Origin of the sequence: Gorillibacterium sp. CAU 1737 (assembly GCF_039888655.1) — a bacterium.
Lineage (GTDB): Bacteria > Bacillota > Bacilli > Paenibacillales > NBRC-103111 > Gorillibacterium.
In genome coordinates this window covers 85,314-104,619 of the sequence record NZ_JBDQQO010000007.1, presented here as the reverse complement: position 1 = coordinate 104,619, position 19,306 = coordinate 85,314, and the positions used below count along the sequence as shown (strand labels likewise).

Below are 19,306 nucleotides of genomic sequence, written 5' to 3'. Positions count from 1 at the left end.
GCTACTGTTCAAGCCAACTTGTCCGCGCAATGCGTTACGCTTCGAGCGGGTTGGGCGTGCGAATGTCCTCCAACGGCTGGTTATGCCCATAGATCGGCAGCGCGCCATGACGAGGAGCGGCCCAGCGCACAGCGTTCGCGATGACGCGCAGCACGTTCTCATCATAATACGTCGGATAGGTTTCGTGGCCCGGACGGAAGTAGAAGACCTTGCCTTGGCCGCGGTGATAGGTGCAGCCGCTGCGGAACACCTCGCCGCCTTCGAACCAGCTGACGAGTACCAACTCGTCGGGAGCGGGAATGTCGAAGTGCTCGCCATACATCTCCTCATGGGGAAGCTCGAAATACGGCCCGATCCCTTCTACGATCGGATGAGCGGGATCGACGACCCACAGCCGCTCCTTCTCGCCCACTTCACGCCAGCGCAGGTCGCAGGACGTCCCCATCAGCTTTTTGAAGATTTTCGAGAAGTGCCCCGAGTGAAGGACGATCAGCCCCATGCCCTTCAGCACGCGCTCGTGAACGCGGTTCACGATTTCATCGGACACCTGATCATGGCCCATGTGCCCCCACCATAGGAGGACATCGGTTTCCTTCAGCACCTCTTCGGTCAACCCATGCTCCAATTGATCCATCGTCGCGGTGCGGATGCGAAGATCATCCGCCTGAATGCCTTCGGCAATCGCCTGATGAATGCCGTTCGGGTAAACCTCGGCCACACGGCCGGGCTCGCGTTCATGCAAATACTCATTCCATACGGTTACGTTAATCACCGAATCACCTCTAAAGCGGGAATGGTGCACCCTAATCAGGATGCGTCTTCTTCTAAGCCAATCAATTAATCACAATCCACATAATGAAGAGCACGATCATGATAAGCTGCAGCAGTATCTTCGCCACCGCGCTGGAAAAGAAGCCGACCAGCGACCCGATCCCAACCTTGACGGATTTCTTCAAATCCGATCCTGCGATCAGCTCTCCCAGGGCGGCTCCAAGAAACGGCCCAAGAATGAGGCCGAGGAAGGGAAGCACGAATGGGCCAAAGATAAGCCCTAAGGTGCTCCCGATAACCGAAGCGCGGGAACCGCCAAACTTTTTCACGCCGAGAGCACTGATGACATAATCACCGACGAAGATCGCAAGGAAGATCGCCGTCTGCAGAGCCCAGAACCAGAAGCCGAGCTCCTCAAACCCGAAGAACCAGCCGTAGACAAAATACGCCGCATACACCGCAACGACGCTTGGAAGAATCGGGTAAACCGTTCCAATCATCCCGATGACGAACAGCGCGATGATGAGAAGCCAGCCGACAATGGCCATGATCAATCCCTCTCTTCAAAAAGGAATTTGCGAATCACGTGCGCCACACCGTCTTCGTTGTGATGAAGCGTGATGTAGTCGGCCGCGGCCTTAATTTCCTCCTGTGCATTGCCCATTGCAACTCCGAGCCCGGCCGCGCGGATCATCTTGAGATCGTTCCGGCTGTCCCCCATGGCGATGCAATCGGCCAAGGTGATTCCGAGCAGCTCACATACCTCGCGCAGGCCGCTCTCCTTGCTTACTCCGTACGGGTTTACTTCAATATTGAACGGATGAGAATTCGTCAGCTCATATCGACCAGACGTTTGCAGCTCCTCCTGAATGGTCTTCAGCACTTCGGCATCCTCATAGTAATAGCCGAACTTGAGCCATTCCACGCTGCCGAGGTCCTCCACCCACCGTTCCTTGTTGAACAGCCCCTCTACGGCATAGCCCCAGAACCACGTATCGTGCTTCCTCGCGAGCTCGACCAGCTCCCGAATCCACTCGGGATCCATCGTATGGCGGGTCTTCAACAGCCCTGGCGCTTCCCAGACTTCTCCTCCGTTTGACGCAATCATCGGAGAGACGAGGCCCAACTCCTGCACGTAAGGCTGAACGCTCTGCAGACCGCGCCCCGTGGCGAACATAACGGTGACTCCATGCTCGATCGCGCGGTGAATCCACTTGCGGTTTTCCTCGGAGATCTGAGTGTCTTCGTTCAGTACGGTGCCGTCCATGTCCAGTGCAATCAGCTTATAGCGCTTCTCGGTAGACCGTGTCACGATTCCCTCCTTGGGTTCCTTTGCCCGGGAGCAGGTAAGTCTCATGCCACAGGGCAAACATATAAATGGTCCACAAGCGACGAGCATAATCTCCTTCGCCCTTGCGGTGTTTCGCCAACATTTCTTCTACGGCGGAGAAGCGGATAAAGTTCCCGATCCCGCCTGCTTCGATCTGCTCCAGCACCTGCGTGCCGCGCGGTCCCTTCATCCAATCGCGCATAGGCACCGGGAAGCCCAGCTTCGGCCGATCCAGGATGAAGTCGGGGATGATGCCTTCCATGGCCTTGCGGAAAATGTGCTTCGTCGTCCCGTTGGCCAGCCGATACTTCATCGGGATGCGGCGGGCGACATCGAACACTTCCTTGTCAAGGAAGGGGACGCGCAGCTCCAGGGAGTGCGCCATCGTCATCTTGTCAGCCTTCATCAGAATATCTCCCGGCATCCACAGGTTCATGTCGATGTATTGCATCCGGCTGACCGGATCGAGATGGCGGGTCTTGCTGTAGTAATCTCCGGCAATCTGGATCGGGTTCTTGTAGGTTCCGAGCAGGTCGGCGTGGCTTGCCAGCACCGAGGCCTTCATGTCCTCCGAGAATATCTTCGCGTTGCCGAGGAATCGCTCTTCCAGCGGCGTCGTGGCGCGCAGCAGGTAGTTGCGGCCGGTGAAGCCGCCCGGCAGAAGCTGTGCAAGCTGATGCAGCGCGCGCTGAAGCGGTCCCGGCAGCCAACTGAGCGGCTTCAGCGACAAGGGCTCGCGATAGATGCGATAGCCGCCGAACAGCTCGTCCGCTCCTTCGCCGGACAGCACGACCGTCACGTGCTGGCGAGCCAGCTCCGCGAGGTGGTAGAGGGCGATGGCCGACGGGTCGGCAACGGGCTCGTCCTGATGCCAGGCCGCCTTGGGCAGGCAGTCGAAGTAATCCTTCTCGGTGATGATTTTGGCATAGTGCTGAGTGCCGAGCGCCTTCGCCGTTTCGGCGGCGATGATCGTCTCGTTGTTTGCGCCCTCGAAGCCGACGGAGAACGTCTGGATCGACTCGAACATGCTCATATGAGCGGCCATCGCCGTGGAGTCGATTCCGCTCGACAGGAAGCAGCCGCGTTCGACATCACTCACCAGATGGTGCTCAACCGAGCTCTTCAGCCGCTCGCGAATCTCTTCGACGTAGTCTTCGAAGGGGCGGTCCTCCGGTGCAAACATCGGATCATAGTATCGCTTTACCGCCATGCGGCCATCCTCGGTCATGGTGAGGTAATGACCGGGGCGAAGCTTCTGGATTCCGGCAAACATCGTGTCCGGTTCCGGCACGTATTGGAAGGTCAAATAATTCAACAGGCTCTCCGGGCGAACGGAGCGCTCCATGCCCTCCGCTTCCAGAAGGCTCTTGATCTCAGAGCCGAAGACAAATCTCTCCGACGTATGGTGATAGTAAAACGGCTTAATGCCGAAATGGTCGCGTGCCGCGAGCAGCTTGCGCTTCTTCTGATCCCAGATGGCGAAGCCGAACATTCCCCGCAGCATGGCAACGCAGTCTTCTCCGAACTCTTCATAGAGGTGAACGATGGTTTCCGTGTCGCTGGCGGTGCGGAAGACATGGCCGCGATCGATCAACATCGCGCGCAGTTCCTTGTAATTGTAAATCTCCCCGTTGAAGATGATCCAAACCGATTCATCTTCGTTGCTGAGCGGCTGATGTCCTTCGCGAATGTCGATGATCGAGAGCCGGCGAAAGCCGAGGCCCACGCCTTTATCGGTCAAGAATCCGCTGTCGTTCGGTCCCCGGTGCGCGATGACATCCGTCATTCGCTGCAAGGTTTCTCTAGAGGGGGCCAGGCCGTTGAACAGCATCATACCCGTAATTCCGCACATTGATCTCCACACTCCAATTCAGCCGGTCTCATCTTTTGTAACGGATCGGCATTTGCTTGCTTTTTTACGATACATAAGTATACCACAGGCAGGGCGGAGGGTGGAAATGCAGGTGTATTTTTTTGGCGAAACCGCCAGCATCCGTTGTCGCATGGGTGGATACCCAAATCTTTACATAATCTCAACCATATTTTTACACAAAGCGAATAGTCCCCTCTTAAACTGGAGAAGATTCGGATGATCCATTAGGAGGGAACCCCGTATGAAGAAATGGAGTCAAAAGGCGCTGGCTGGAGGCCTCGCCTGCCTCGTGCTAACCAGCGGTACATACGCTTTCGCTGCAAATTCGCAGCCCGCTGCCAGCAGCAAAGCCGCTTCTCCCGCATCCCGCAACCTGATCGTGCTGATTGGGGACGGAATGGGACCGGCACAGATTTCGGCGGCACGCTATTACGAGCAGTACCGAAAGAATGTCACCCACTTGACCCTCGATCCTTATTATGTGGGACAAGCGACAACCTTCGCGGACCGCGGCGAAGACGGCGGCACCGTGGTATCCGGAGTGGTCACCGATTCCGCGTCCGCCGGTACGGCTTTTGCCACCGGTCACAAAACCTACAACGCAGGCATCAGCGTATCGAACGAAGATGTCTCCAAGCCCTTCGCCTCTGTCATTGAAGCAGCGGAAGCAAGCGGCAAGGCAACCGGACTTGTCACGACGGCCCGCATTACCCATGCGACTCCTGCTGTCTATGCCTCTCACGTGCGCAACCGCGACAATGAAGCCGCCATCGCCTCCCAATACCTGGAGAGCGGAGTGGACGTGCTGTTCGGCGGCGGTAAGCAATTCTTCGTAACGAAGGATGAGAAGGGCAAGCGCGCCGACAAGAGCCTGCTGCCCGATTTCAAGGCAAAGGGCTATTCCATCGTAGAGAACACCAGCTCGCTGAAGGCTCTCCCGGCCAACACCACGAAGGCGCTCGGGCTGTTCGGCAACTCTCATGTCGCCTACACCGTTGATCGCAACGCCGAAATCCCCAGCCTCGCCACCATGACCTCCTCCGCTCTTTCCATTCTCTCCAAGAACAAGAACGGCTTCGTGATGATGATCGAAGGCGGGCGAATCGACCACGCCGGGCATGCGAACGACCTTCCCTCGATGGTGCAGGAGGTACTCGACTTCGACGCCGCCTTCAAGACTGCCATCGAATTCGCCAAGAAGGACGGCAACACATCCGTCGTGGTCACGGCTGACCATGAAACCGGCGGGCTCTCCCTCTCCCGGGACAATATTTATGAATTGAACATCGACCTGTGGGATAAGCAGAAGCATTCCTCGGAATCCATCGCCAGCAAGCTTGCCGAAGCGAAGACGCCGGAGGAAATCCGCGCCATCGTCAAGGAAAACACAGGCTTTGCCGACTTGACGGACGAGGAAGTGGCCTCCATCCTCAAGGGGGACGGCTCGTCCTATAAGCAAGAGGGAGCCTATAATGCCGTGATCTCCAAACGCCTGCTGGTCGGCTGGTCCGGTCATGGACACTCGGCCGTCGACGTCGGGGTATGGGCGTACGGACCGATCGCTTCCCAAGTCAAAGGCCAGATCGACAACACCCAGATCGCGCGCGCCGCAGCCGCCATTGTCGGCGTAGACCTCGACAAGCAATCGACCGCTCTGCAAAAGAAAAACCTGTATCCGAAGTTTAAGATCAACCGTGCGGGCGAAGTGCTCTATCCGGCCACCGCACTCGCCAAGGCGCTCGGCGCAAGCACGGCAGGCGGAGCCGCCACAACCAAGCTCGTCTTCGGCAAAACCACCCTCGACATCGACAAGACGGGGCTCACCGCCAAGAAGAACGGGCAAGCAGCTGCGTACACGGTGGACTTTGACAACGGAACGGTCTACCTGCCGCTCAAAGCCTTTCAAGACCTGACGGGCAAATCCCTCACCTGGGATGCCCTGTCGGAACGGATCGTTGTGAAATAAGGAGGTCTCCCATGCTGACCATCACCGGCCTGAAAAAACAGTTTCGGGTGCAGGGCAGCGTTCTGCCCATCCTGGACGTCCCTTCCTGGCAGGTGAATCAGGGAGAACAAGTGGCTCTTACCGGACCTAGCGGCTCCGGTAAGAGCACTCTTCTTCATCTGATCAGCGGCATCGCCCTGCCCGATGAAGGATGCCTCGAAGTGAACGGAGTGGAGCTCGGCCGCTTGAACGAATCCGAACGCGATCGCTTCCGGGCCAGCTTTATCGGGTATGTGCTCCAGGACTTTCACCTGCTTCCCTCATTAACAGCCAGACAAAACATCGCCATCGCTCTGAATCGGAAAAGGCTCGGCCTCGCTTCCGGCAAGTCGGAAAAGCGATTCATTCTGGAATGGCTCGACCGGGTAGGCTTGGCCGATCGGGCGGACCACCTGCCTGGACAGCTGTCACGCGGCCAGCAGCAACGGGTCGCCATCGTGCGCGCCCTCATCAATCAACCGCCTATTGTACTCGCCGACGAACCGACCGGCAGCCTCGACGCCGAAACGGCGGCTTCCCTCACTTCTCTGCTGCTGGAGCTCGCACAGGCAGGCGGGCAAACCTTGCTCGTGGTTACCCATGATACCGGCCTCGCCTCTCTGTTCCCGCGCAGGCAGGATATTCGAGAAGTGAATCGCATTGGCCGGCCCATCTCCCCGCGAGCGGCGGCAGACTATGCAAGCCGGGAGGCGACACTCGCATGAGGCTCATCACATACTCGCTCCGCAACATCCGCCATCGGCTGTTTTTGTCTCTTCTCACCGTGATCGCGATTGCCGCAACCGTCGCGTTTATCGTCCTGTTCTCCCTGTTCCGAACAGGTGTCGAGCATGGAGCTGAGCAGGGCTACGGCCCCTTCGACCTCGTCATCGGCGCGGCGGGCAGCGAAAGCCAACTCGTGCTCAATACGTTCTACCACATCGGCGCGCCGACCGGGAACATTCCGCTGTCGGTGCTTGATCGCGTGCATCGCGATCCCGGCGTCGCGGAAGCGTTCGCGTTTACCACCGGTGACCGCATGAGCGGGTATCCCATCGTCGGCATCGAGCCGCGATACTTTCCAACGCGCTATGGAGATCGTTCCCTCTCCTCCGGCCGCTTGTATGCCGCAACGGGAGAAGCAGTCCTCGGTTCAGAAGCGGCGCGGACATCCGGTCTTTCCGTCGGCGATACGTTCACCGGCGCTCATGGCCTCGTCGGTGAAGTTGGACATGAGGAAGAGAACCATGCGGGGGAGGAGCACCACGAAGGAGACGCGACCCATGAAGAAGGCAGCGAGCAGGATACGGATGAACATGCCCGCTTCCACTACACCGTAACCGGCATTCTGCCGCCTCTGCATACACCCGATGATCGCGCCGTCTTTACTACCGTCGACTCGGCGTGGGCGGTTCACGGCCATAGCGAATCCGCAGAGGAGAAAGAGATTACCGCCATTCTGGTCAAGCCTGCTTCCCTCCTTGGCGTCCATACCCTCAAGCAAGGCATAGGCTCGTCGCTTCCGGGCGTGCAAGCCGTATATTCAAGCAAGGTCGTCGCCGATCTCATGAACACCGTGGACCAGGGTTCCCGCCTGGTCGGCATGATTACAGCCCTGTGCGTCCTGCTGGCTGCACTCACCATCCTGCTTTCCCTCGTCGCAGCCGCAGGTGAACGAACGAAGGATGCCGGGCTGCTCCGGTTGCTTGGCAAGCCCAAGAGCTTCGTTTGGCTGACCATCATGAGCGAAGGGCTTATCCTTTCCTTCATCGGCCTCGCGACCGGGCTTCTGCTCGGACATTTCGCCGCTTGGCTGGCGCGGGGAACCGCCTTCGCCCGAACGGGCGTCCAGCTTCAACCCTTCTCCTGGACACCCGAGCAGGGGCTTCTCATCGCCGGAACCCTGGGCATTGGTCTGATCGCGTCTCTGCTCCCCGCATTCCGGCTGTACCGCCAGCATCCGCTTGCGCTTGTCTCGCGGTCCAACCTGCTGATTCTGACGCTCGGTCTGGCCCTGCCGCTCCTTCTCACGGGCTGCGGCCAAAAGGAGCCGGCCGCCGCAGCTGTTGGTTCATTTAACCAAGCAGTTGCCGCACCGGCGGAGCGAGCTTTGGACTCCCCCGCAGCCGTTTCCCCCTCACCGTCTGGAACACAGTCAGCTACTGCCGCGGTCTCTGCGCCTGCTGTAAGCAGCGAGCCTGCGCCCACGGATGGAGGAGCTTCCGGTGCGACGGACCGCTCGCCCGCTCCAGCAAGCAGTGATCCGGCTGCCCAGACACCGGCTGAACCCAGCAGCTCTGCCGCTTCGGCCGTTCTTCCCCCTCCTTCCGCCTCTGCATCCAGCGATCCAGCAGCCCAAGAGGGAAGCGGCAAGACGAACCCTTCCACCGAGAATAAGCCTTCAGCCAGCCCGTCAACGGCTAAGGAACCCGGTTCTTCCAGTACCGGCACCGACCCAGCACGCACTTCGGCAAACCCTTCGACCGCGCCTTCCGCTCCAGCTGCAAGCCCGAAGGCGAGTAAAAAGCCGACCCAGGGAACGATGGCCATCGGTTGGAACGATTTCTTTGACGGAACCGATCAAACCCGCCCCTCCGAGCGTTTCTGGGATCTGAGCGACGACAAGGCTACGGTTACGATCAAGGGCTTTATGGGCGAGGTGCTTTCCTTTGAGAAGCATTGGTTTCTGCTCATTCCCGCACCGGGGGCGGAATGCCCGTTCGACAACGGGGACGAAACCTACTGGAACAAGATCATGATCGTCTTCGTGGAGGGGGATCAGAAGCTCCGGTACAAGTCTGGCCCCCTCGAAATAACAGGACGGCTGGATGTCGGCATCAAGGTCGACGAGTCGGGGTACAAAACGATGTTCCGGATCTACGATGCCTCCTTTAAGGAATTATCTGGCACCTGATGCGCATGAAAAAAGAAGGCTTGAAGCCTGGCAGGGAAACCTCCCGCCTTCGCTTCAAGCCTTCTTTTCCATTCACAAAATCGCGTTTATGGGTTAACCCGGAATACGCCATCCGTCAGCTGCTCCTTCTGGCCGCTGCCCGAGGGTGTTCCCCCGTTCGTTCCCGCGTTCCCAGTATTTCCTGCATTTCCGGCATTCCCAGCATTCCCATTGTTCCCGCTGCCCCCGGTATTTCCAGCCGCATTCGGGTTAACCGCATTGGTTCCTTGCGTATTGGGCGTTCCAGCAGCGGAATTGCCTGTTTTCGAATCTGTCGTGCTCGCATCCGGCTCGGCTTTAAACCCAAAATAGGCATCGTAGATTTTCCGGGCGATCGGAGCCGCTCCATAGCGTCCATAACCGCCTTCCGGAACGACAACCGCAATCGCCAGCTTCGGCTTTTCCACCGGTGCAAACGTCACGAACGTCGCATTCAGGAGATCCCGGCGTCCCGCGATAAACGATTGGCTCGTCCCGGTTTTGCGGGCGAAGGAGATCGGGAAGTCATCAAAACCCTCCACACCCGACTTCATCCCGCTGATGACGGTATTCCACTGTTGATCGGTAAATTTCTCGGAATTCAGCACCTGGACGTCGTCTTTGTAGGTATGCAGAACCTTGTTGTCATAGGTCGTGATGCGATCCACAAACAACGGCTTCATCCGGTTGCCGCGGTTCCCCAGCATCGCTGCGTATTGAGCGAGCTGCAACGTGGTGTACTTCGCCCCTTGGCCGAAGGAAGACATGACGAGCACGCTCTGCGTACTCGAGCTCTTGTCCTCAATATAATCCCGAACGCCTACGGATTCGAACGGAAGCCCGCTCTCCGTGCTCACGCCCAGCCCAAAGGCCTTCATGTACTTGTCCCACACCTCAAGCGGCGTCGTGCCTTTGTTCTGATAGAACGTGAACCGGTCATACAGGTTCAACCCGATCATCTTGGCCATAAACGTATTGGAAGACAGCTCAATGGCCTTGCTCGGGGTTAACAGCTGGGACCCGTGCTTCTCGGAGTTTGTTACCTTGCCGCTTCCATCCTTACCGAACGTAAGAAGACCGGAATCATAGTACGTGTCGTTCGGCCCGAACAGCCCTTCCCGAAGGCCGAGCAGCACCGAAAGAGGCTTGATGGTGGACCCGAGCGGCACGAGCGAGGAAGCACTTCGGTTGAGAAGCTTCTGATCCTGGGTGTTGATCCGGCGGTCGCGAATGGCGCCATTGGGAATGAGATTCATGAGGCTCATGTACTTCTCATCCGTCATGTTGTACCATTCCGCAGGCTGGTAATCGGGAAAGCTTGCCATGGCTACCACACGTCCGGTGTCCACTTCCATCGCCACCGCATAGCCCATTAGGGCGTTCTTCCCGTCAGATTCATACCGGCGGTTCGATTTGTGCAGAACGTCCAGCGTTTCCTTGATGGCATTCTGGGCCGCGAGTTGAACGTCCCGGTCGATCGTCAGGTAGAGGTTTTTCCCTTTTTCCGGATAAGTGATCTCCGCGTCACCAATGATCTGGTTGCGGCTGTTGACCGGGTACACCTTCTTGCCGTTCACACCGCGAAGCTCATCCTGATACAGGTACTCCAGGCCGTCTACGCCGACATACTCCCGGTCCTCGTAGCCTTCCTTCTCCTTCTTGTCGCGGTAAAAGTTCGCGATGGTCCCCTCTTTTTCCGGTCCCGTTACCCCGCTGAACCGCCGCAGGTAGCCCACAAGCTGAACCGCCACTTGCTTGTCGGGATCTTCCTCGTACTCGCGGATGCTTTCCTCCGAAATGTCGAGTCCTGCCATCTCATCCCGATGCTCCGAGATGTGAGCGATCTCTTCCTTGGTCAAGCCGCTCTTGATCCGACGCGGTGAATAGAAATAATCCTTCGGAGCCCGCTTCTCGCCCTCGAATGTGTATTCCGTATCCATAAGATTGAAGATCTCTTCGGTGGTCAGCGGAGTGGATGTTTTGCTGCCGTATTGGATGAACACCTGTTCCAGGGTACGCGCAATCTGAAGCAGCTGCTCGTATTGGTCGTCCTTGGATAATTGCATGAAGAGGGACTGAGTCGAGCGCGAGGTCGCGATCGGGGCCCCTTTGACATCGTAGATATTGCCGCGAACAGGCGGGATGAACACCTCTCCGTGCGTTCCGCTCTGCTTCTCGGCCTTGAGGGCAGGTCCTTCCACGAATTGAAGGTAGGCAAGCCGCACCACGAGCAGCGAGAACAGAACGAAGGTGGCAAAGAAGAACATGTTGATGCGGATGGAAAAATGCCGTCGCAGCATCCCTTCGCGCTTTTGGTTATCGTCATTCAGCTCCGGGGAGTTCTGCATGAGTTGCCTTCCTTTCTCATTCCCATCATTCAGACCAGTTCATCCAACGAGTGGATTCCCTCGCCTTTATGGTAATCGTAGCGTTTGATCCGACGGGAGTCAATTCCGACCTGGGCCGGCGCCCAGACATCATTGACCTCGTGATCTCCTATATAGAGGACGTCCGAGGGCTCAAGTTTTGCCAGCGAAAGTGCGAGCTTGAAGATGTTCGGATTGGGCTTTTCCATCCCGGCTTCCACCGAAATGACGACTGGATCGAAGAAGGGGAGAATTCCTTTGTCCTCCAGGATCGCCCGCAGCCCCGAGGAGAAGTTGGAGACGAGCCCAAGCCGGAACCCCTCTTGCTTCAGTCGCTCCAGATTCCGAATGACATCAGGAAACAGCTCGTAATGAGAGGGCTTGAGAAACTCCTCATATAAACCAGAGCAGACCGCTTCGATCTCAGCTTCATTCCATTCCCGGTCGGCTCCCAGCTCCAAGAGCACGTCATGATAGATGCTCATCCAGTATAGCCGATCGGATTCCGGTGAGCACAACTCGTCCACAGCTAAAGGTTTGTTTACATAGTGCTTGTGAATGGCATTTTTGAGCGCTTGTCCGACGGCTTCCTCCTCGCGGATCAAGGAATAGCGGGCAAGAAAGGCCCCAAACAGGTTGCGGTCGCCGGGAACCGTAATCAAGGTGTCGCCAGCATCAAAGAAGATTGCCTTGTAAGCCGTGAGCGGGCGAGGTTCCTTGGGGGGCGTCTGGTTTATCGGGGTTGGAATCGTATTCGTCAACCGAGTGTCCTCCTTACGTAAGCTTGTCGGGAATATGCGTCTCGTCAAAGTTCGGCGGATTGAACCAGTTGCCGCCGCTCGACACCCATGTGGAATCCAGCGGCACCCAGCCCTCCTCCGGAAGCCAGACCTCATTCCAGGCGTGAGGCCCGTAGCCGCCGGTTCCGTCAGCGCCGAGGCCGGTCACCACCTTCACCTCAAGGCCGACCGAGCGAGCCATAACTGCATACAGCCGGGAATAGTCGATGCAGACGCCTGTACGCGTGCGGAACGTATCCCTCGGGGTCTGTTCCTTCCAAATGCGTTGATCCATATACAGGTTATATTTGTCCCAATCATAGCGCACACGGGTTCCTACCCATTCGTACAAAGCTCGCGCTTTCTTCTCTTCGGTGGCGGCTCCTTCCGTGACCTTCTTCGCCGCCAGTACGATATCATCGGGCACATTGGCATCCAAGACCTCGTAGCGGCGTTCCATGACACGGGAGAGCTCATCCTTCACCGATTCGGTGAAGACGGGCAGTCGGGTGGTCAGCCAATCGCCTGCCAGCGGCTGCACAATTCGCTTCGTTCCTTCCTCATAGAGCTTGGAATCGCGGATCGTGGAGGCGAAGCCCGTCTGGGGGAAGAGAGAAGTATAGACAAACAGCATCGCAATCAACAATAAGGCGCGGCCGGACCCGGTAATCGCGCCAAGCACAGCTCCCGTCAGGCTGCTGATCGAGGCGAGGCCGCGATCCTCGTTCCCTCCACGTTTTCCGCGGAGAAACCCGAGGCCGAGGAAGAACGTGATGCTTCCGAGCAGGGAGCGAATGATCAGATAAGCCAGGAAAAAGAGAAGCGCCGCCCGCATGAGGGAGAAATCCCGAATCCCCGTTACGACCGTATAGTAGAGCTGCTCGACTGCACCGAGCGCCCGGTCCGGGATGCGGATGGCGCGGTTCGTCAACCACTCTTCCAGGCGCGGAGACAGCACCTCGGCTGCCTTCCACGAAAGGAGGATCGCAAGCACGGTCATGGCGGTATCCACACCGAAACGAACGAGTTGGCGAGCCGAGCTGGTCGCACCGCGCGCCGCTCCGGCGAGCGCGGAGAACAGGATGATGAGCACGAGAATCACGGTGACGAGATTGCCGCCGTCCCAGAGTGTCTGGAGCCATTCGGACAAAGGGGGTCCCTCCTTTTCTCCAAAGCCGGCTCCCGTGAAGCGTTGAACTATTGAAATCTGCTGAGAACGCACTGCGAGAAGAGGTCGAGCTTCCGGTCGCTGTTGTTTTTCAATTTCTCGATTTTTTTCTGAGGTTGAAATTGAAAAACAAAGGCGATCGCTACGCTCCTCCAGCTTCAACCTTTCTCTCCGTGCTCCTCTGCCCTTTCTTTCGTTCAACTTGACTAAAGTCGGGAACCGGGGGTTAGTTGCCGTTCTTGGCCGCTTCTTCGACGAAGGCTTTCACGGTGCTGGCCTTCATGGTAAACGTCTGCTTCAGCACAGTGACCTTCACTTCCTCATCGCCAGGCTTACCCGTAAGCTTCAGGCTGGTGGTCGTGATGGTGTAGGAGCCGTTCTTATTCTTCACGTACTTGGCAGACTGGGCTTCCTTTTTCATAAGGTCTGTCGCTTGCTGTTGCAGGGATTCGGTCGCCACAGTCGTCACCGCCTGCTTGATCTTATCCAGGCTTCCCTCATAGTTGTAGCCGTAATAGAGCACCCCGGCCGCAATCACCAGGACGAGCACCCATTTCACGAACGTTTTGACGATTCGAATGACGAGGAAGAGGGCGACCAATACAATCAAAATCACATACCATCGATCCGCTAGAAAAGCTGACCATTGCTCCATTCGCTTCCATCCTTTACAGGTTTGTTGTTCTATCATACCATCTTCCCCGCAGGGAGAGAAAGCTCAAGGGCAACTAGAACGAAAGGAATGGTTGTACTATCGGTCCACTCCTTGGCGTACTAGTAAGAAGAGAACCTCTACGACAGGCGGGTGGCTTATGAAAACCGCAATTTGGCTCTATCTATTTCTGTTCATCGCCATGTTCGATCTCCACGCCCAGTACCCCATTCTCTCTCCGTTCGCTCTGTCACTCGGGGCTGTGCCTTCGTTCATCGGCCTCATCATGGGCCTCTATTCCCTCACGCACCTGCCAGGGAATCTCCTCGCCGGATACGGCGTTGACCGGCACGGAAGCCGCTGGTTCATCTCGGCGAGCCTCGTCCTGGGCGGAATCCTTCTGCTTCTGCAAGCCCGGGTGAATGATCCATGGGAGCTTCTGATCATTCGCTCGCTAAGCGGCTTCGCCCTTGCCTTTCTCTCTCCCGCCAGCATGGCCATGCTGGCCAAGCTCGCCAAGGATCGGGTTCACCAAAGCAAGCTCATGAGCGGCAATGGGCTCATTCATACGCTGGCTTCCGTTGTGTCACCGGCTGTCGGCGCGTACCTCGTCCACAAGCTGGGCTTTTCCCACTCCTTCACCGCGCTGGGCATCTTGCTGCTGATCACCGGTGTTCTCACCCTCTTCTTCCTGAAGGAATCGCGCGATCCACAGTCTCTTCCGAAAGGCAAGAACCCGCATGGCCATTCAACAAGTACAGACCCCACCCTTTCGCTGGAGCAGCCGCAAAGTCCGATTCCCTGGCTCTTTTTTGGAATCCCGATCGGGCTGTCTTGCGCGCAGGGCATTCTCTTCTTTGAGCTTCCACTCGGTTCCGCGGCTCGGACTTCCATCCTTACAACCGGTGTTCTCTTTACCGTCGTCAGCTTCGGCGCCCTCTTCTCGCTCAGTCTCATATTTTTGAACCGGTTTTCGGCATTTGGCCGGACCCTCGCCGGCAGTCTCGCGCTCGCCGTTCTTTATTATGGACTAGCCATCGGATGGGGAGTTCCCTTGTTTGTATCGCTCTTCCTGATTGGAGCGGCCAAAGGGATCACCTTCCCTTCGCTCGCTGCCCTTCTCGCACAATCAACTCCCTCCGGCAAGTACGGGCGCGCTTTCTCGCTATTGTCCATCGCGTTCTCGATCGGTTCCTTTATCGGTCCTATCCTGGCGGGGCAGCTTCGTGCCGAGGTGTCCCCCTACTTCCTCGCTTTTGCAGTTCTCATGCTCGGGCTGGTCCTGATGCCCTTCGGCCGCCAGCGCCGATCCTATGGCTGAGCGATCGGGCATCGCTGGTTCGCACCCGTTTCATATGGGTGTTCGCACAGGCCCTTCCGCTCTTGCCGCATAGGATGATAAGGCAAAGCAAGCGAAAGACGGAAAGGGGTGCAGCTTCATGGCCGCTGTCGGTACATTCCGGGATAATTTCTCCTTCGTGCTGGTTCTCTTTATCCTGTTGGTCATCATTCTCCTCAGCTTCTATTAAGCGAAGCCCAATCCAGCCTTCCATTGGATGGAGCCGTCCCCTGCGCCTTTCGCGCGGGCGACGGCTCAAGCCGTTTTGCTTCTCCTCGCACAATCCGCATGATCCAGGGTATGATAGGAGCGAGGTGACTGCATGATGGACATGCTTCTGCCCCAGATCGTCATCATTGTGGAAGGCAAAAACGACCGGAGCCGTCTCGCCCGGTTACTCCGTCCTGAGGTTCGGATTCTGACGACCAAGGGAACCCCGGGAACCGAACAGCTGGATCGGCTGCGCCGGGAGGCAGGCGACGATCCGATCTACCTGTTTACCGACAACGACCCGTCGGGCAAGCGAATTCGTGGGCTTCTGCGCGACACCTTCCCGGACGCCGAGCAGATCTACACCCGCAAGGGGTACGCCGGGGTGGAAGGAACGCCTGAGGAATACCTCGCCCGGCAGCTCGACAAAGCCGGACTGGGCGAATATTTGCAAGAGCATGGTTGAGAAAACACACTCTGCAAGCCCCACATGAACCCAAAAGGCCCGCCAGCTGCCTGAAGCCTCTCCCTGAAGGAGCTTCAGCACAAGCTGGACGGGCCTATTGAAGGTATTGACGCAAATCCGTTCTGATTAGGTAAGCAGGTTAAACAGGAACCCGCCGGCGGTATCCAGAATGAGGATGAGGAACAAAACCATGAGGTAGTTGATCGAATAGACGAATACCTTCTTCGCCCATTCGTTCTCATCGGACCGACCGTAGCCTCTCACGATCAGTACCAGCCAGCCGATGCTGAGCGCCGCCGACAGTACCAGATAAACGGGGCCGACAGCTCCCACAAAATAAGGCAGCACTGAGACCGGAACAAGCGGCGCGGCGTAGCGAATCATGCTGATTCGGGTGGCGCGAGCACCCTTGACCACCGGCAGCATCGGGAATCCGGCAGCCCGGTATTCTTCCTTTCGCCGAATGCCGAGCGCCCAGAAATGCGGCGGCTGCCAGAGGAAGAGAATCGCGAACAGCAGGATCGCGAGCGTATCCACCTTCCCGGTGACCGCCACATACCCCATCATAGGGGGCATAGCTCCTGAAATGGCTCCTACCACGGTGCACCAGACGGAAGTCCGTTTGAGCCACGCGGTGTAAATCCAGACATACACGAGCAGGCCGATCAAGCCGAGACCCGCTGTCAGCGGATTGACAAGCGCATACAGGATGGCAAGCCCCCCGATTCCGAGAACCGCCCCATAGGTAAACACCATGCCGGGCTTCAACCTGCCGGACGGAAGCGCCCGCTTCCGCGTTCGAGCCATCTTCAAATCCATTTCCCGATCAAGAAAGTTGTTCAGCACACAGCCGGAGGCCATGACCAGCGTTGTTCCCAGCAGAGTCCATAGCAAAAGCATGCCATCGATGGTCCATTGGGACGCGAGCCAGAAGCCCCCGAACACGGTCATCAGGTTGCTAAAGAGGATTCCGGGTTTGGTAATATATACAAAATCCTTCCACGTATAAGGTTTGACGGAATGGGTACGATCCGTCTTATCGAGGTCAAGCGTGTTGGTCGCATCGAGTGGATGACTCACCGATAACCCCTCCTAATCTGCAATTCTTGCCCTTATACTATACCAATCCTGAGCCATTCACAACAACCATTCAGACAAACCTTCGAAAATCTGTAACATTTATCACACCTTTTCGAAAAAGTTTTTTTCCAGCAAAGGAACGCTTTCGGGCGAACGCCCATATGATGGATAAAGGAGAGACTGCGAAAGGAAGCGTGATCCCATTGGCCGTCATCAAGACAAATTCCAGCGACGTGGACCTGCTGGCCCGCCTTCTCCGCGCCGAGGCGGAGGGTGAAGGCGATCAAGGCATGCTCATGGTCGGCAACGTGGTTATCAATCGGGCTTTGGTCGACTGCCTCGATTTTCGCAACGTCCGCTCGATCCGCGATGTCGTTTATCAAAGTCCGGGCGGCTTTGAAGCAACCCAATTCGGATACTTTTATCAGCGGCCTCGCGATAGTGAACGGAGATTGGCGCGTCGGGTTATCAATGGCGAGAGGATCTATCCCGCTACCAACTCCCTTTGGTATTTCCGACCGACCGGAGAATGCCCTGCCGAATGGTATAATCAGCCGCTGACCGACCGATTCAAGAGCCACTGCTTTTTCTCACCGCTGCCGGAGAATTGCCCAAGTGTTTATTAAGCTTAAAGGAGGATGAAGGAGAATGAGTTATTTTAACAATGAGGGGTTTGCTTACCGTCCCCAGGCAGGCGGCTTTTCCCCTTATGGAGGGACCCCGTCCGGCAGTATGCCCGGATACATACCCGGGGCGCCTGGCACCGGCGCTCAAATGGTCCCCCCCGTTCCCGCCGGTACCCCGGTTACGCCGACAGGGGCGGCCGCCCCTGGAGCCCTTCCGCCAGGAAGGGTGGAAGAATCGTATATTGAGAACATCCTCCGGCTGAATCTTGGGAAGGTTGCCACCATCTACATGACCTTCGAGAACAACGTCGAATGGAACGCCAAGATCTTCAAGGGCAAGCTGGAAGCCGCAGGCCGCGATCATATTATCATCAGTGATCCCGAAACAGGCAGGCGCTACATTCTGCTCATGGTAAATCTGGATTACATCACCTTTGACGAACCCTTGAACTATTTCCATCCGCCAGGTGTCCCGCTGCCACGGTAATGTTCTCCATCTCCTTCCCCTCACTCCCGCACTTTATAAAGCCCCCTCCTTTCTGGAGAGGGCTTTTTTGAGCTTCCTGCACAGTCACCCGGTGCATCCTGTTTTTCCCTTGCATAGAATGAGCCGTTCACCGACTCATGTTTTGGGTAAGAACGTGGTACACTAAGAGAATCGGATTCGTTCCACAGACAGGAGGCCATTCATCATGGATACGGGAACTCACTTCGTCATTGGACTTGGGCTCGCCGGGCTGGCTCAGCTTGATCCGGTGATCGCCGAGAGTTCGACCGTTACAGCAGCCGTTATGCTCGGCACAGTATTGGGGTCCCAAGCTCCGGATGCGGACGGACTGCTCCGGTTCCGCGGCAACGCAATCTACGTGCGCAACCATAGGGGGACCTCCCATTCCATTCCGGCGCTCATCCTGTGGTCGCTGCTCATCACCGCTTTCGTAGGGCTGCTTTTCCCTCCGCTCCCCCTTTTGCATATCGGATTGTGGGTCTTTGGAGCCGTCGTCTTCCACGTCGTAACCGACTTGTTTAACATTTACGGCACGCAAGCAGGGAAGCCCTTTACTCATCGCTGGATCGCTTTGAACATCATTCACATCTTTGATCCCTTCCTCTTCTTCAGCCACTTGGCTGCCTTGGCCCTCTGGGCGCTCGGCGCTGCACCTCCGCAGACAATCTTTCCGGTCCTCTACGGACTTGTCATCCTGTACTATGCCTTCCGAACACTGGAACACGTTCGACTGGAAAAGCATGCAACCCGGCTGGATACGGACTTTCGCGGAGGGGATCGCATCCATCTGTTCCCGACCGTCAACTATACGGCATGGAATGTAGTGAAACGAAGAAGTGACGGGACCTTCCTCGTCGGGGAGCTGCGAAACCGCAAGCTGCGCTGGATCGACAAATTCGTCTGTGACGACCATCCCGCCATTGAGGCCTCCAAGAGCCATCCCGATGTGGCCGCCTTCCTTTACTTCTCCTCCTTCGCCTGCGCTCAGGTGCGCGAGCGTGCGGACGGGTATGAGGTGCGATGGGTGGACGTTCGGTATCAATACCGCAAGCAGTATCCCTTCCTCGCCGTGCTGCGCATGGATGATGACTATAAGGTTCTCTATTCCTATGTCGGATGGGTCAGCGACTCCCGTCTGGAGAAAAAGCTGCGCCCGGATACGGTCTGAACCAAACTGCCTTCTGCCAAAGAAAGAACCAGGCCTTTCGCGCCTTCCGCGCGC

Annotated in this window: 18 protein-coding genes; 9 read left to right on the top strand and 9 right to left on the bottom strand. The window is 57.2% G+C overall.

What is annotated here, in order from left to right; genetic code table 11:
- Nucleotides 1-34: 34 nt before the first annotated feature.
- The 4 genes from AAFN83_RS15635 to asnB all read right to left on the bottom strand — a co-directional run bounded on the left by AAFN83_RS15635 (nt 35) and on the right by asnB (nt 3,953).
- Nucleotides 35-772: a ThuA domain-containing protein gene (locus tag AAFN83_RS15635; RefSeq protein WP_347770964.1), complete on the bottom strand. Its 738-nt coding sequence runs from the start codon at nt 770-772 to the stop codon at nt 35-37.
- Nucleotides 773-833: 61 nt separating this feature from the next.
- Nucleotides 834-1,319: a DUF456 domain-containing protein gene (locus AAFN83_RS15630; RefSeq protein ID WP_347770962.1), complete on the bottom strand. Its 486-nt coding sequence runs from the start codon at nt 1,317-1,319 to the stop codon at nt 834-836.
- A gap of 2 nt (nt 1,320-1,321) precedes the next feature.
- On the bottom strand, nt 1,322-2,083 hold the full coding sequence (locus AAFN83_RS15625) for an HAD family hydrolase (RefSeq protein WP_347770960.1): 762 nt from the start codon (nt 2,081-2,083) through the stop codon (nt 1,322-1,324).
- On the bottom strand, nt 2,055-3,953 hold the full coding sequence (gene asnB, locus AAFN83_RS15620) for an asparagine synthase (glutamine-hydrolyzing) (protein ID WP_347770959.1): 1,899 nt from the start codon (nt 3,951-3,953) through the stop codon (nt 2,055-2,057). Before asnB ends, AAFN83_RS15625 begins: the two co-directional genes overlap by 29 nt.
- 262 nt (nt 3,954-4,215) lie before the next feature.
- On the opposite strand from asnB, the gene AAFN83_RS15615 reads away from it, so the two are divergent.
- From AAFN83_RS15615 to AAFN83_RS15605, 3 genes are read left to right on the top strand one after another with little or no spacing between them, the layout of a single operon-like run.
- Nucleotides 4,216-5,940 (top strand): alkaline phosphatase, encoded by a 1,725-nt coding sequence (locus AAFN83_RS15615; RefSeq protein WP_347770957.1) that lies wholly within the window; start codon nt 4,216-4,218, stop codon nt 5,938-5,940.
- A gap of 11 nt (nt 5,941-5,951) precedes the next feature.
- Nucleotides 5,952-6,683: an ABC transporter ATP-binding protein gene (locus AAFN83_RS15610; protein ID WP_347770955.1), complete on the top strand. Its 732-nt coding sequence runs from the start codon at nt 5,952-5,954 to the stop codon at nt 6,681-6,683.
- A complete protein-coding gene (locus AAFN83_RS15605) occupies nt 6,680-8,872 on the top strand; it encodes an ABC transporter permease (RefSeq protein ID WP_347770953.1) in 2,193 nt (730 codons plus the stop codon). The genes AAFN83_RS15610 and AAFN83_RS15605 overlap by 4 nt, the downstream gene beginning before the upstream one ends.
- A gap of 86 nt (nt 8,873-8,958) precedes the next feature.
- On the opposite strand, the gene AAFN83_RS15600 is transcribed toward AAFN83_RS15605, so the two are convergent.
- The 4 genes from AAFN83_RS15600 to AAFN83_RS15585 form a co-directional block, all read right to left on the bottom strand.
- The gene (locus AAFN83_RS15600; RefSeq protein ID WP_347770951.1) at nt 8,959-11,238 is read right to left on the bottom strand and encodes a peptidoglycan D,D-transpeptidase FtsI family protein; all 2,280 of its coding nucleotides are present in this window, start codon (nt 11,236-11,238) and stop codon (nt 8,959-8,961) included.
- A gap of 29 nt (nt 11,239-11,267) precedes the next feature.
- Nucleotides 11,268-12,017, bottom strand: a complete 750-nt coding sequence (locus AAFN83_RS15595; RefSeq protein ID WP_347770949.1) for an HAD-IA family hydrolase — start codon at nt 12,015-12,017, stop codon at nt 11,268-11,270.
- 13 nt (nt 12,018-12,030) lie between these two features.
- On the bottom strand, nt 12,031-13,185 hold the full coding sequence (locus AAFN83_RS15590) for a transglutaminase domain-containing protein (protein ID WP_347770947.1): 1,155 nt from the start codon (nt 13,183-13,185) through the stop codon (nt 12,031-12,033).
- 244 nt (nt 13,186-13,429) lie between these two features.
- A complete protein-coding gene (locus AAFN83_RS15585) occupies nt 13,430-13,858 on the bottom strand; it encodes a hypothetical protein (RefSeq protein WP_347771259.1) in 429 nt (142 codons plus the stop codon).
- A 157-nt stretch (nt 13,859-14,015) separates the two neighbouring features.
- Between AAFN83_RS15585 and AAFN83_RS15580 the strand changes: the two genes are divergently transcribed.
- The 3 genes from AAFN83_RS15580 to AAFN83_RS15570 all read left to right on the top strand — a co-directional run bounded on the left by AAFN83_RS15580 (nt 14,016) and on the right by AAFN83_RS15570 (nt 15,870).
- Nucleotides 14,016-15,176 (top strand): MFS transporter, encoded by a 1,161-nt coding sequence (locus AAFN83_RS15580; protein ID WP_481810514.1) that lies wholly within the window; start codon nt 14,016-14,018, stop codon nt 15,174-15,176.
- 118 nt (nt 15,177-15,294) lie between these two features.
- A complete protein-coding gene (gene yjcZ, locus AAFN83_RS15575; protein ID WP_347770944.1) occupies nt 15,295-15,384 on the top strand; it encodes a sporulation protein YjcZ in 90 nt (29 codons plus the stop codon).
- A 132-nt stretch (nt 15,385-15,516) separates the two neighbouring features.
- Nucleotides 15,517-15,870 (top strand): toprim domain-containing protein, encoded by a 354-nt coding sequence (locus AAFN83_RS15570; protein ID WP_347770942.1) that lies wholly within the window; start codon nt 15,517-15,519, stop codon nt 15,868-15,870.
- Nucleotides 15,871-15,996: 126 nt separating this feature from the next.
- Here the strand turns inward: AAFN83_RS15570 and cyoE are convergent, their stop codons facing one another.
- Nucleotides 15,997-16,950, bottom strand: a complete 954-nt coding sequence (cyoE, locus tag AAFN83_RS15565) for a heme o synthase (RefSeq protein ID WP_347770940.1) — start codon at nt 16,948-16,950, stop codon at nt 15,997-15,999.
- Between the two features lie 203 nt (nt 16,951-17,153).
- On the opposite strand from cyoE, the gene AAFN83_RS15560 reads away from it, so the two are divergent.
- From AAFN83_RS15560 to AAFN83_RS15550, 3 genes are all read left to right on the top strand, one after another.
- Nucleotides 17,154-17,576, top strand: coding sequence for a cell wall hydrolase (locus tag AAFN83_RS15560; protein WP_347771245.1), 423 nt, complete (start codon nt 17,154-17,156; stop codon nt 17,574-17,576).
- A gap of 22 nt (nt 17,577-17,598) precedes the next feature.
- Complete coding sequence (gene gerQ / locus AAFN83_RS15555) at nt 17,599-18,063, top strand: spore coat protein GerQ (protein WP_347770938.1); 465 nt, start codon at nt 17,599-17,601, stop codon at nt 18,061-18,063.
- Nucleotides 18,064-18,268: 205 nt separating this feature from the next.
- On the top strand, nt 18,269-19,252 hold the full coding sequence (locus AAFN83_RS15550) for a metal-dependent hydrolase (protein WP_347770937.1): 984 nt from the start codon (nt 18,269-18,271) through the stop codon (nt 19,250-19,252).
- Nucleotides 19,253-19,306: the final 54 nt, after the last annotated feature.

Excerpts from the sequence above, each read along its gene's own strand:
- AAFN83_RS15610 (WP_347770955.1), top strand. The coding sequence starts at position 5,952 with ATGCTGACCATCACCGGCCTGAAAAAACAGTTTCGGGTGCAGGGCAGC.
- AAFN83_RS15600 (WP_347770951.1), bottom strand. The coding sequence starts at position 11,238 with ATGCAGAACTCCCCGGAGCTGAATGACGATAACCAAAAGCGCGAAGGG.
- AAFN83_RS15580 (WP_481810514.1), top strand. The coding sequence starts at position 14,016 with ATGAAAACCGCAATTTGGCTCTATCTATTTCTGTTCATCGCCATGTTC.
- AAFN83_RS15550 (WP_347770937.1), top strand. The coding sequence starts at position 18,269 with ATGGATACGGGAACTCACTTCGTCATTGGACTTGGGCTCGCCGGGCTG.
- AAFN83_RS15605 (WP_347770953.1), top strand. The coding sequence starts at position 6,680 with ATGAGGCTCATCACATACTCGCTCCGCAACATCCGCCATCGGCTGTTT.
- AAFN83_RS15570 (WP_347770942.1), top strand. The coding sequence starts at position 15,517 with ATGATGGACATGCTTCTGCCCCAGATCGTCATCATTGTGGAAGGCAAA.
- yjcZ (WP_347770944.1), top strand. The coding sequence starts at position 15,295 with ATGGCCGCTGTCGGTACATTCCGGGATAATTTCTCCTTCGTGCTGGTT.
- AAFN83_RS15615 (WP_347770957.1), top strand. The coding sequence starts at position 4,216 with ATGAAGAAATGGAGTCAAAAGGCGCTGGCTGGAGGCCTCGCCTGCCTC.
- AAFN83_RS15630 (WP_347770962.1), bottom strand. The coding sequence starts at position 1,319 with ATGGCCATTGTCGGCTGGCTTCTCATCATCGCGCTGTTCGTCATCGGG.
- asnB (WP_347770959.1), bottom strand. The coding sequence starts at position 3,953 with ATGTGCGGAATTACGGGTATGATGCTGTTCAACGGCCTGGCCCCCTCT.
- gerQ (WP_347770938.1), top strand. The coding sequence starts at position 17,599 with ATGAGTTATTTTAACAATGAGGGGTTTGCTTACCGTCCCCAGGCAGGC.
- AAFN83_RS15585 (WP_347771259.1), bottom strand. The coding sequence starts at position 13,858 with ATGGAGCAATGGTCAGCTTTTCTAGCGGATCGATGGTATGTGATTTTG.